Origin of the sequence: Thiobaca trueperi (assembly GCF_004342175.1) — a bacterium.
GTDB classification, from domain to species: Bacteria; Pseudomonadota; Gammaproteobacteria; order Chromatiales; family Chromatiaceae; genus Thiobaca; species Thiobaca trueperi.
In genome coordinates this window covers 129737-142496 of sequence record NZ_SMAO01000007.1, presented here as the reverse complement: position 1 = coordinate 142496, position 12760 = coordinate 129737, and the positions used below count along the sequence as shown (strand labels likewise).

The window sequence follows — 12760 nt, the reverse complement described above, 5'->3', positions numbered from 1 at the left end:
GCATGCGCCGTTTTCTGCTGCCACTGTCGATCATCCTGCTGACGCCCGTCCTGCTGCTGGCGTTGCTGCTGCTGGCCGTCAATACCGAACCCGGACGCGGCTTCCTGGTCGCCAGGCTGGAATCGCTGACCGGTGGTCAGGTCGTGCTGTCGGGACTGAGCGGCACCCTGCCGACCGCGCCGCGTCTCGCCCGTCTGGAGCTGCGCGACGAAGCGGGCGTCTGGCTGCTGGTCGAAGATGCCGTACTCGATCTGGATCTCTGGCAACTGCCGCGCGGCAAAATCGCCGTCGAGGCGCTGACCGCCCGTGCGGTGGTCCTGAGTCGCCTGCCAGAAGCAAACGACGATGAGCCAAGCGGGCCGATTCGATTGCCGATGCAGGTGCTGCTGCAACATCTGGCGATTGCGGATCTGAGTCTGGAGCAGGCACTGCCCGGCGCGCCGCGACTGACGGTCGAGGGCAGCGGCGATGCACTGTCCATCGATAGAAGCCGGGGCGCACTGCGTGTCGCCGCCATTGGCCGCGCGGATCGCTACAGCCTGGAATGGGGCATCGACGCCGGGCGCTATGACCTGAAGCTCGGACTGGAAGAAGCCTCCGGCGGTCTGCTTGCACGGCTGGCCGAGCCGCTCGGCCTGCGCGTCCCGGCTGACCTGGATGGCTGGCGCTTCGACGCCCGCGCAGAAGGGCCGTCCACCGCGCTCGCGCTCGACGCCAGACTGGAAGCCGGACCCTTGCAGGCCGCCGCCGAGGGCGTGCTGGATCTCAACACCAGCTCCACCAGCGGGCTGCGTCTCTCCGCCGAGGTGCCAGCGATGGCGCTGACGGCGCAGGATCTCGGCTGGCGGCGGATCGCGCTCAAGGCGGATGTGCGCGGCACCCTGGACGCGCCTCAGGGCAACGCCAGACTCGAATTGGACGGACTCGCCTTCGGTGATTACGGGCTCGACCGCCTGACCGCAACCGCCGAGGGCGACGCCGCGCGCCTGACCCTCGATGCCGCGCTCCAGGGTCTTCGCGCCCCACTGGATCTGCCCGCAGCGGTGACGACAGACCCGCTGCATATCACGGGCGAGCTGAGCCCACAGGATGCTGCCCTCCCCTTCCAGCTCAGCGCCAAACATCCGCTGCTCGATCTCGCCGCCGAAGGCCGGCTGGCCGAGCGCACCGGTCGTGCGACCCTGAACCTCCCTGACCTCGCCGCCTTCGCGACCCTGATTGGCGCGAAACTGGCCGGCAGTGCCCGTTTCGAGGTCGCTGGCGCGGCGGGCGACTCGCCACATCTGGATGCGAGCGGCGACCTGAAGCTGACTCAGGCGCCGGGGCCGCTGGTCGCGCTGCTTGGGGCATCGGCACCGCTCGCGCTCAAGGTCAGACAGGACGGCGATGTCTGGCAGCTCGACTCCGCCCGGATCAAGGGCGCGAAACTCAAGGTCGCCGCGCAGGGCCAACTGGCAGGCGAGACGCTGACCCTGGGCTGGGCGCTGGATCTGTCCGACCTCGGTGCGCTCGGTCCCGGCTGGTCCGGTCGGCTTCAGGCGCTGGGCGGCCTGTCGGGCAGCCTGGACGCGCCCGAGCTGGTCGCTGAACTCGAAACCGATGCCAATCTCGGAGAGGCCGGTCGCGGACGGCTCGCCGGGCGTCTCGCTGCCCGGCTCGCGCCAGCGGAGGTCGCGCTGACGTTGAACGGCGACTGGGCCGGACAGCCGGTCGCCATCGACCTGCAAGCGGGACGGACGACCGATGGCGCGCTGACCCTGTCGTTCGGCGACAGCCGCTGGGCCAGCGTCGCCGCGTCGGGCAGTCTGCGTCTGCCACACGGCGCCACGCTGCCGCAGGGCGAGATCCGGCTGAACGCCCCGCGTCTGGCCGATCTCAATCCACTGCTCGCCATCCTCTCGCCGCCGACCGGCGGACAACCCGCGCCCACAGTCGCCGGGCGTCTCGACGCGCGACTCGCGCTGACGGATGCGGGTCAGGCACTGATCGAGGCCGACGGCAAGGGTCTGACCCTGCCCGGAGCGGTGGGGATCGAGTCGCTGATGCTGACTGCGCAGGTCAAGTCGCCGCTGGGCGCGGCCACGACCGATGCGACGCTGCGTCTGCGCGGACTGGCGGCTGGAGAGATCGGCGGGGATCTCTCGCTGACCGCGCGCGGCACGGCCAACGCGCTCGATCTGACGGCGGACGCCAGGCTGACCAGCCCCGCCGGCCCGCTCGTGCTGACGACCAGCGCACGATTGGACGCGCCCGCCAGCCGGCTGGCGGTCCAGCGTCTGGAAACCAGTGCGCGCGGCGAGACCCTGCGTCTGCTCGCGCCCTCAACCCTGAATTTCGCCGATGGGCTGGCGGTCGACCGTCTGCGTCTCGGTCTGCGCAAGGGCACGCTTGATCTCGCCGGGCGGCTGATGCCCCGACTCGATCTCAACGCGACACTCGCCGGGCTGCCGCTGGATCTGGTCCAGCTCGCCGCACCGGATGTACCGCTGACCGGCACCCTCGGCGCACAGATCCGGCTGGCCGGCGCGCTTGACGCACCGACCGGCTCGCTGCGCGTCCAGGCGACCGAGCTGCGTTTGAACGAGGGCGCGGCGCGCAGTCTGCCGGCGACGCAGATCCAGATTTCGGCGGATCTGGGCGAGCGCGGCACCGATCTCGACGCGCGGCTCGCCACTGGCAAAGGCGCCAGCCTGCAAGTGCGCGGACGCATTGATGGTCGCCTGCCTTTCGCGCCGGGTGCGCTGGCCCTGCGCGCCGATGGTCAGGTCGATCTCGGGCTGCTCGATCCATTGCTGACCAGCGGCGGACGCCAGATCAGCGGACGGGCCGTCCTCGACACCCGCATCGTCGGCACCCTCGCCGCGCCGCGTCTGAATGGCACGCTGCAACTCAGTGATGCCACATTGCGCGATCGGACCATCGGTCTGGCCCTGACCGGGATGACCGGCACCTTGCGTCTGGCCGACGACACCCTGCGCGTGGAACGACTGACGGCACGGGCGGGGCCGGGCAGCCTGACGCTCGATGGCAGCGTCGGGGTTCTGGCGCCCGGATTGCCGGTCGATCTGCGTCTGGTCGCCAGCGAGGCGCGCCCGGTGCAGAGCGACATCGCGAGTGTCAAAGGCAACGCCGACCTGACCCTGCGCGGACGTGCGCGCGAGCGTCTGGATCTGGCGGGAAACGTGCGGCTGGACGAGGTGGATATTCGCCTGCCGGAACACCTGCCGGCGAATATCGCCACCCTGGAGGTGCGCGAGCGCGGCACGGCGGATCATCCCAATCCACCGACGCCGCGCACTCAGACCAGCGCGCCGCTCGATCTGGGGCTGGATCTCTCGGTCTCAGCACCCCGCAGGATCTATCTGCGCGGGCGCGGCGTCGATGCCGAACTCGGCGGCGAGGTGCAGGTGCGCGGCACGGCGGCGAATCCCAATCTCAGCGGCGGCTTCAAACTGCTGCGCGGTGAATACGAACTGGTGGGCCAGACGCTGAATTTTTCGCGCGGTCGCATCGGCTTCGACGGCGCCACCGGGATCGATCCGACCCTGGATCTGGAGGCACGTGTCACCACCGCCGACAGTACCGCCATCCTCGCCGTGCTGGGGACCGCCAGCGCGCCGCGCATCGAGCTGCGCGGCGAGCCCGAACTGCCCCAGGACGAAGTGCTGTCGCGTCTGCTATTCGGCGTCGCCGGGGGACGACTCTCGCCGTTGCAGGCGGCGCGTCTCGGCATGGCGGCGGCATCGCTCGCGGGCATTGGCAAGGGCGGCGGCTTTGGCGTGCTCGACCGCGCCCGCACGGGACTCGGGCTGGATCGACTCTCGGTCGGCACCGACGAACAGGGCGGCGCCACCGTCGAAGGCGGGCGTTATCTCTCCGAGCGGGTCTATCTCGGCGCCCGCCAAAGCGCCCGCACCAATGAGACCCAGGGCGTGGTGCGGATCGAACTCACGCCCAACATTCGTCTGGAGGCCGATGTCGGCGCCACCGGCGGCACCCGCGCAGGCGCGGCCTATGAGCGCGAATACTGAATGTCAGAACGCCCGGTTCCGGTCCGAGCCCTCGGCGCCAGCAAAATCGAAATCCATCTGCGCGGTCGGCGGCTGCACATAAGCCCCCTGAATCAACTCGACGCCAGCGGCATAAAGCCGGGCAATCGACTCCGGACCATCGACACCGGTGGCGATGACACGGTTGCCGCAGGCTTTGGCGGATTGCACCAGCCAGGCAATGGATTCGGCCTCCGGTCCCTGGACGACACGTCGGGCGATGCGGACGAAGGCCGAAGGCAGGGCATGCAGGACTCGGGGGCTGCGCTGACTGAAATCGAGACCGTTGAGACAGAGACGGATGCCCAGGCGTCCAAGCTGACCGGCGCGGGCCATCGCCAGATCCAGACAGGCATCCGCTTCGGCCACCTCGAACTGCACGACTGGACGCAGCCGGATCAGATTCCGCGTATTGATCTGATCGCGCACCCACGCGGCCCAATCCTCGTCGGCGGCGCCGGTAAGCGACTGATGGATACAGATCTGAACCGGCCTGCCGGCGTCCAGACATGATTTGAGAACGTCCAGCCCGGCAGACAGCAGCCAGCGGTCGAGGCGAGCGGCCAGACCGGTGCGGGCGGCAATGGGGGCAAAATCGGCGGGCGGCAGCAGTTCGCCGTCGCCAAGCCGCAGACGCGGCGTCATCTCGTAACGCTCACCCTGGATGCCGGTCAGCGCCACCATCGGCTCGAACAGCAGTTGCAGTTGGTCGGCCTGGATGGCCTCCCGAATGGCTGACTCGTGCGTCGCCTCATCCGCGCCCCGTTCCTCGCGCGCAGAGTGCTCGATCCGGCGCTCGCCCTGGCGCAACGACCAGCGTGCGGCCCTGCCCGCACGTGACAGCAGCGTCACCGAATCATTGCAACCGCCGACGAGCGGATACCAGCCCGCACCCAGGGCCACACCAGCGGCCGTCTCATCCAGCGCCCTGCCAACCTCATAGGTCAGCGTCTGTGCGGCTTCGGCCAGCGCCAGGTTGTGCTCGCGACGCATCAGTATCGCGACCGCGCGCTCGCCAACCCGCGCCGCCAGATCGTCCTCGCTGACCCGTGCCGCTACTTCGGCTGCCAGACGCTCCAGCGCCTCCTGCGAGCCTTGCAGCTCCAGATAGATCAGCGCGCGCTGAGCGGACGGGTTGCGTCCTTCCGCGCCCAGCCGGCCAGCCGGGATCTGTCCGATCAGTCGATCCAGACGCTGCAAGAGCCGGTCGCGGGTCGCCAGCCGGGTCAGCCCGTCAATCGTTCCCGGTCCACGCAAACGCCGCATCCGTTCTCTGGATCGCTGAAGCCGCTGCCGCACCGCCTCCACCAGCCGATCCGGCGCGACCGGTTTGGCGAGAAAATCGTCGCCGCCAATGCGCAACGCGGCCATCTGCTGCTCAGGATCCAGCTCCCCGGACAGAAAGATGATCGGCAGATCGGCAAAACGATCCTGTTCGCGGATGATGCCGGTCAGCTCGATCCCCGACGCGCCCGGCATATGCAGATCCATCAGCACCAGATCCGGGTTGAAGCGATCCAGCGCCTGCATCACCTCCAGCGGATTGCAGACCCGCTCGACCAGGATGCCGGCACCCTGCAGAACCCGGCTGGCGAAGAGCGCAGCCACCGGCTGATCATCCACCACCAGCACCCGATCAGACGCCTGACGCGGCACACCCAAAACGTGCGCGAGACGCTCGGCCAGTTCATCGAATTCGTGTGACGCCGGCAGATAGAGCGCCGCGCCCGCGCGCATGGCGGCGAGCCGCAAACGGATATCCTCCTGATGCGCGAGGACGACCAGCGGGGGCGGCGAGCGCAGGTCGGTCGCAAAGCAGGTCGTCAGCGCCCCCACGTCTGCCGGATCGGACAGGAGGCGCGTATCGAACAGCAGGAGCGCGGGCGCTTCGGTCGTGAAACGCGCCATCGCCGTGATGGGATCAGCAAAGGTTGCGAGTTGCAGACCGTGCGGTGTCAGCGCCGCTTCAAGGTCGGCAGCGGCTTTCGCGTCGGAGGTCAGGAAGAGTATGACGCCTGAGCGGTCGGTCTCGTGGCGTGGTGGATTCGTCATCCTGCGGTTCCCTCCCAAGCAAATAAAGACTCAAGCCTGGAACGGGATTCTGGCACAGCGTGAACGATGGGATCCACCCCCGAGCCACATTCTCGATGAAACCGGGTTTCACGCTTTGTCTTTTAAATAGACAGGATTAACAGGATTTTTCAAGATTGACAGGATTTAGAAAACAATGACTTGTCTCCTGTGAATCCTGCGAAATCCTGTTCATCCTGTCCATTTGGAGCCTTGACTCTGGTAGAAACTTTCCCGGAAACCACCTTAAACCCCGTAGGGATCCTGATACCACTGACGCAGGATCTTGAGATCGCGCGCGGGGAGATAGGCATAGGCGCCCATCAGATCCGCATGCACCGCCTCGGCCAGTTTGTGCGAGACCTGACGGTTGGTCAGCATGTGGAAATACCAGGCGAAGTGGTAGCCAAGTTCACGGTCGAAACCGTGGATCTGATTGGCCAGACCCGCGCCCCGTGCCACTTCGGCATCAGGCAGGATCGGGATCCGGGTCGCCAGCGCGGGCACCGGCTTGGCGCTCTGATGGGCGTCGCCGTCCTGATCCTGATATTCGCGAATCGCAAGCACCCAATGCTGACAAAAGCCTTCGGACTCGGCGGCTGAACTCTGATCCCACTCGGCGAGAAAACGCCGTAGACGCGGGCTGGCGCCCGGCGAGTCGATCAGCTCGGGGATGCGCGTCAGGCGCCGAAACAGCAGACGCGGCGAGCCGACCGGCTGGTGTTCCAGACGCGGAAAATCGAGCGGATCGACGAAATCGTTGAGGCTGTCGGGGAACCAGTCCGGCATCATGAGATGGCGGTCCAGCACTTCCTGCAACTGTTCGATTTCGATCTGGATAAAGTCCTGCGCCAGCGGGCCGGTGGGGGCGACCAGATAATGCGTCTGACCGTTGAGCCGGGTGGCGAAATAGGGCCTGTCGGCAAACCTGAACAGGAGCTCATCGACATCGCCGCCGGATTCAGCCTCGGCCCACTCCCTGAGCTGATGGGCGACACGCTGACCATCCTGATCCACCACCCCGCCCAGTCGATGCCAGCCGACGCGGGTCATCGCATGCTGGATGCCCAGATCCGGCAGCAGCGGCTGAATGGCCGTCAGGAGTGGCTCGATTCCTTCTGAGGCATCGACCGACTGGCAGACCTCCGCGATCTGCAACTCCAGTTCAGCCAGTCCCGGTTCCAGCTTGCTCAGTGTGTTCGCCATCGCCTCTTTACCATCTTATTTTTGGTTTAGGTGATTACTCGTGCAGCACCTTGGAAATCCCGAGGCCGTTCGTTCGTCTTCTGGTCACGAAGCTCTGGCTTCGTGACCTCCCCGATGAAGCTCTGCTTCACGAGACGGCGGCTCTGGATCGACCCGATCATTTACCCTCGGATTCGCGAAGCAGCGCTTCGTCTCGCGGGTGACGAAGCGGAGCTTCATCACCAGGATCCAATATTTAGACAGGATTTACAGGATTAAAAACAGTGCATTAAAAATCCTGTTAATCCTGTCAAAAAACGAGTTCATCGGAGAAACACCAATCGCCTAACCGTCCCCATCGACCTGGGCCAGCAGGAGTCCGGTCGCGGCTTCGGGATCGGTCGTCAGCTTCAGACAATGCTGACGCCCATCGACCAGATAGAGATTGAAGCCTTCGCCGCGATGGAAGGGTTCGCTGAGGCCGACATCATCGTCATGGCAGGACGTGAAATGAAGATCCTCGAAGGTCTCGCGCAGGGCGGCGAGGGTCTGCTCATTGAGCCCGGCGCGCCGCACGATCTCGGCGACCTGCTGGAGACGGACGGGCTCGATCATGCCTCGACCTCTTCGCGCTCGAAACGAACGCGGGCCTCCGGCGCCTGACCCATCGCCTTGGCCAGCCAGGGTGGCGGGTTGCTGGCGAGGATCGGCTGCAGGGCCAGCATGCGTTTGCGGGCGCTGCCGCCGTCGGCGTCCTTGATCGGGTGAATGTCACGTTTGATGACCTTGGCTGCCGCCGGACCGCCGATGGAGGCGACATAGAGCACCTGACAGTCGGCGATCAGTTCGGCGCGGTAGGCGTTGCGATCATCGCCGGCCTGAGATTCATCGACCGTGCGGACATCGATCAGACGGCTTTCGGTCGCTGAGACCTGATAAATGAGGAAATGGCGCGCGGCCCCGAAGTGACCATCGAGTTCCTCGCCGCCATTGGAGGCGCAGGCGACCCGGATGGAGTCCGGCATCTCGCCTTCGATATAGGGGTCAGTCGGCGGGAGCGGGGCCAGTTGGAGCCCGGCCTCGCCCTTGAGGATGGCGAGCGCCGCCCTGAGTGCATCCATATCGAGATCGGCCAGATCACCCGAGGCGGCCTGCTTGAGATCCTTGACCTTGAGTCCGGCCAGACGCTCGGCAGTGGGCGGAAGCCCCACGGCGTCCGCCAGCACCCGCAGCAGACGGGCGGGATCGGTATCCGGCAGCGTGCGCGCGGCCAGACCGATGCGCAGGGCGATATCGTCAGAGAGCGAGGCATTGGGCATCGTGCATGTCCCCAGTTAGGCAGTGCATCATCTGTTGAAGAAACAGACAGGATTAACAGGATGACCCAAGATTAACAGGATTAAAAAGAATGATTTATAAAATCCTGTCCATCCTGGAAAATCCTGTTAATCCTGTCCATTTTCCGCGCCAGATCGGGTTGGACAACGCCAACCCGACAATCGATGGCATCAGACTGACACGATACAGTCGTCTTCCATGCAGACATCGAGACACTGCGGCGAGCCGGGCTCGCCATCGCCCTCGCATTCGCTACAGGTGTTGGCGTCGATCTTGTAGACGCCCTTGAAGGGCGTGATGGACTGCGTCGGACAGACCGGCTCGCAGTCGCCACAGGCGGTACAGAGTTCACGGACGATTTTCATGGCCATAACGATTTCTCCAGATGTCACTCATCACCGCGCTTGAAGCGCAGGGTGGTCGGAAAAACGGGTGGCGGGCTGATGGGATCGATGTACCAACGGGATCCGTCAGTCAGCACCACTTCCCCGCCCCAGGTCTCGGAGGTGTCCGTCTCCACGGAGGCGATGGTCTCCTCCATATCCTTCTTGGCGACGTAGAAGAGCAGGTCTCCCGCGTCGTTCTTGCGAATCATCACATTGGGCATGGCGCTTGTCTCGTCGCTCAATCATCACGGTGAGTGCAACCGACCGCCCCTCACCCCAACCTTCTCCCCCTCGGGGGAGAGGGAGTTAAAAAATTGAACACATCGGAAATTGCGGCGCGTGGCACTGTCCGCGCCACGCGCCGCGATTTCAGATTAGCGAACCAGGTCGTAGTTGTAGTCGGTCACGCCCATCTCGCGGGTCTCGTCGTCCAGACGCTCCAGTATCGCATTGACCAGGGTGGTGAGGATGTACATAGCGCCCTCGTAACCCAGGGTCGTCATCCGATGCAGGTGATGACGGTCGAAGATCGGGAAGCCGATGCGGATCAGCGGCACCTCGAATTCCTTGCCCTTGTGCAGGGTGTCGCGCTGGATGAACTTGCCGTAGCTGTTGCCGATCAGGAAATCCGGCTTGTCGGTGAAGCACAGCGAGCGCATGTGCCAGAGGTCGCAGCCGATATGGACCTGACCGCCAGCGCCGTAGGGCGAGGACGCCAGCACCTTTTCAACCTCTTTCTTCCAGCGTTTGTTGGCGCTGTTGCAGAGGATGTGGGTCGGCTCGGCGCCCAGCTCCAGCAGGAACTTGACCATGCCCAGAACATAATCGGCATCGCCATAGAGCGCGAACTTCTTGCCGTGCAGCCAGGTGTGGCTGTCGGTCATCATGTCGACCAGACGCCCGCGCTCCTTGGCCAGCGACGCCGGGATCTCCTTGCCGGTCAGTTCGGAGACCTTCATCAGGAACTCGTCGGTCCACTCCAGCCCCATGGGGATGTTGATGTGGTTGACCGGCTGCTTCCAGGTGATCTCGGCAAACTTCTTGGTCTTGGGCAACTGCCAGGGTTGCAGCAGGAGCGTGTCGATGGCGTTCGGCGCATCCTTCATCTCGGCGAGCGGGGTGCCGCCAGCATACATGCGGTATTCGCCATCGGCCGGGGTATCCAGCACCTCGGTCGGATCGCACAGCAGGCTGTAGCCGACGCCCATTTCATTCATCATGCGATGGATGACGCGGTAGTTGCCGAGATAGGTCTCGAAGCCGGGCACGATGTTGATCTTGCCGTTGGAACCGACGACCTTGTCTTCCATGTAATTCAGCGTGAAATGCCGTTGGAAGCCCTCGAACATGTTGTCCCAGCCGGTGGTGTGGCTGCCGACGAAGCTCGGGGTGTGCGCAAAGGGGACCGGGAATTCTTCCGGGATGTACCCTTCCTTGCGGGCATTGCCGATGAAGGCATTGAGGTCGTCACCGATGACCTCGGCCATGCAGGTGGTGCTGACCGCGATGCACTCGGGCTTGTAGAGCGCCTTGGCGTTCTCCAGACCGTCGAACATGTTTTTCTGGCCGCCGAAGACGGCCGCGTCTTCGGTCATGGAGTCGGAGACACAGGCAACCGGCTCCTTGAAATGACGGTTGAAATAGGTGCGGAAGTAAGCCACACAGCCCTGCGAACCATGGACATAAGGCAGGGTCTTCTCGAAGCCCAGTGCGCAGAGCACCGCGCCGAGCGGCTGACAGGCCTTGGCCGGGTTGATGGTCAGGGCTTCGCGCTTGAAGTTCAGCTCCTGGTATTCCTTGGTCGTCGTCCACTGAAAGACCTCTTCGATCTTATCGATGGGCGGCGCTTCCTCGACTGTCGCCCGCTTGTTGGCGAGGTTCTCGACATAGTCGGCATCGCCGAACAGCGGGTAGCAGGGTTTGATCTTATCGACTGTCTGGCTCATGAGTGTGCTCCTGCCGCGCCGCTAATCTGCGGACGACGACATGCAAAGGGTTCATCGGGGCTTCCAGCGACCAGCCTTCAGGACCAGCAAGATACGCTGGAGTCTGGCGGCTGGAAGCTGGTGGCTAGGTCAATCAGGCGCTGGCGGCCAGCTTCTTGACCTCGGTCTCACCCTCAGCGGGCTTGAGCCAGGGCGCCTGCATGCTGTTCCAGCAGGGATTGTTGACGGTCATGTCCATATCGCGGGCGAAGATGGCAAAGCCGTCATAGCCGTGGTACGGACCCGAGTAATCCCAGGAGTGCATCTGACGGAAGGGCACGCCCATCTTCTGGAAGATGTACTTCTCCTTGACGCCGGAGCCGATGAGGTCAGGCTTGACCCGCTTGACGAATTCCTCGAACTCGTAGCCGGTGACATCGTCATAGAGCAGCGTGGCCTCGCCCATTTCCTTCATGGTGCGGTCGTAGTCGTCGTTGTGGGCGAACTCATAGCCGGTGCCGACCACTTCCATCCCCAGGTCTTCGTAGGCGCCGACCACGTGGCGCGGACGCAGACCGCCGACGTACAGCATGACCCGCTTGCCTTCCAGACGCGGACGGTACTTGGCGATGATGGCGCTGTATTCGGCCTCGTATTTGGCGATGACCTTCTCGGCATTGGCCTGGATGGTCTCGTCGAAGAAGGCGGCGATCTTGCGCAGCGACTCAGCGATCTTGGTCGGGCCGAAGAAGTTGTATTCCATCCACGGAATCCCGTACTTCTCTTCCATGAAGCGGCTGATGTAGTTCATCGAGCGGTAGCAGTGGATGAGGTTGAGCTTGACCTTGGGGGTCAGTTCCATCTCGGCCAGGGTGCCGTCGCCGGACCACTGAGCCACCACGCGCAGACCCATTTCCTCAAGCAGGATGCGTGAGGCCCAGGCGTCGCCACCGATGTTGTAGTCGCCGATCACGGCCACATCGTAAGGCGTGGTCTGGAAGGTCGGATCACCATCGCGGTTGCCGATGACCCAGTCGCGGATGGCGTCGTTGGCGATGTGGTGACCCAGCGACTGGGACACACCCCGGAAGCCTTCGCAGCGTACCGGCACGATCGGCTTGTCGAGTTCCTTGCCCTTCTTCTTGGACACCGCCTCGATGTCGTCGCCGATCAGACCGATCGGACACTCGGACTGCACGCTGATCCCTTTGACCAGGGGGAACAGCTCATTGATCTCGTCGATCAGCTTGGCGAGCTTCTTGTCGCCGCCGAAGACGATGTCCTTCTCCTGGAAATCCGAGGTGAAGTTCATGGTGCCGAAGGTATTGACGCCGGTATGACCAACGTAATAGTTGCGGCGACCGGCACGCGAATAGGCGCCGCAGCCGACCGGACCGTGCGAGATATGGATCATGTCCTTGATCGGACCCCAGACCACACCCTTGGAGCCGGCATAGGCGCAACCACGGATGGTCATGACGCCAGGCAGCGACTTGCGGTTGGAGGTGATGCACTTCTTGGACTGTTCCACCGAAGGATCGTTGACGGCCAGATGCTTGGCGCGATCCTTCTTGGCCTTGTCCGGGTAGACCTCAAGCACCTCCTGGATGAGGGCCTGGGTCTCTTCACGAGTCAATGCTGTCATGACCTTTGCTCCTGCCGTGCCGCCAATTTGCGGACTCCCGGCATCAGAATTTTCTGACTTGCGTGTTTTCGGTAACTTGAGTCGTCAGTCGTCAGTCGTCAGTCGTCAGATTTGAGCTTGACGCGCTGAAACAGAACCACATGGTTTTCTGCCAACTGCCAA

Annotated in this window: 9 protein-coding genes; 1 reads left to right on the top strand and 8 read right to left on the bottom strand. The window is 64.1% G+C overall.

Going from position 1 to position 12760, the window contains the following annotated elements; genetic code table 11:
* The first annotated feature begins 2 nt into the window (after nt 1-2).
* Entirely contained in the window at nt 3-4031 is a 4029-nt protein-coding gene (locus EDC35_RS13800) for a translocation/assembly module TamB domain-containing protein (protein WP_132977835.1), read from the top strand.
* 3 nt (nt 4032-4034) lie between these two features.
* Here EDC35_RS13800 and EDC35_RS13795 read toward each other — a convergent pair whose 3' ends face one another.
* From EDC35_RS13795 to nifD, 8 genes are all read right to left on the bottom strand, one after another.
* Nucleotides 4035-6101 carry an EAL domain-containing protein gene (locus EDC35_RS13795; protein ID WP_132977834.1) on the bottom strand — a complete coding sequence of 689 codons (2067 nt, stop codon included), beginning with the start codon at nt 6099-6101 and terminating at the stop codon, nt 4035-4037.
* 264 nt (nt 6102-6365) lie between these two features.
* Nucleotides 6366-7325 carry a hypothetical protein gene (locus tag EDC35_RS13790; RefSeq protein ID WP_132977833.1) on the bottom strand — a complete coding sequence of 320 codons (960 nt, stop codon included), beginning with the start codon at nt 7323-7325 and terminating at the stop codon, nt 6366-6368.
* 324 nt (nt 7326-7649) lie between these two features.
* Entirely contained in the window at nt 7650-7919 is a 270-nt protein-coding gene (locus tag EDC35_RS13785) for a DUF6129 family protein (protein ID WP_132977832.1), read from the bottom strand.
* Entirely contained in the window at nt 7916-8623 is a 708-nt protein-coding gene (locus EDC35_RS13780) for a dinitrogenase iron-molybdenum cofactor biosynthesis protein (RefSeq protein WP_132977831.1), read from the bottom strand. The genes EDC35_RS13785 and EDC35_RS13780 overlap by 4 nt, the downstream gene beginning before the upstream one ends.
* A gap of 189 nt (nt 8624-8812) precedes the next feature.
* The gene (locus EDC35_RS13775; protein ID WP_132977830.1) at nt 8813-9013 is read right to left on the bottom strand and encodes a 4Fe-4S binding protein; all 201 of its coding nucleotides are present in this window, start codon (nt 9011-9013) and stop codon (nt 8813-8815) included.
* Nucleotides 9014-9030: 17 nt separating this feature from the next.
* Nucleotides 9031-9249: a putative nitrogen fixation protein NifT gene (nifT, locus tag EDC35_RS13770; RefSeq protein WP_132977829.1), complete on the bottom strand. Its 219-nt coding sequence runs from the start codon at nt 9247-9249 to the stop codon at nt 9031-9033.
* A 153-nt stretch (nt 9250-9402) separates the two neighbouring features.
* Nucleotides 9403-10974, bottom strand: coding sequence for a nitrogenase molybdenum-iron protein subunit beta (gene nifK, locus EDC35_RS13765; protein ID WP_132977828.1), 1572 nt, complete (start codon nt 10972-10974; stop codon nt 9403-9405).
* Nucleotides 10975-11107: 133 nt separating this feature from the next.
* Nucleotides 11108-12598 carry a nitrogenase molybdenum-iron protein alpha chain gene (gene nifD, locus EDC35_RS13760; protein ID WP_132977827.1) on the bottom strand — a complete coding sequence of 497 codons (1491 nt, stop codon included), beginning with the start codon at nt 12596-12598 and terminating at the stop codon, nt 11108-11110.
* Between the last annotated feature and the right edge of the window lie 162 nt (nt 12599-12760).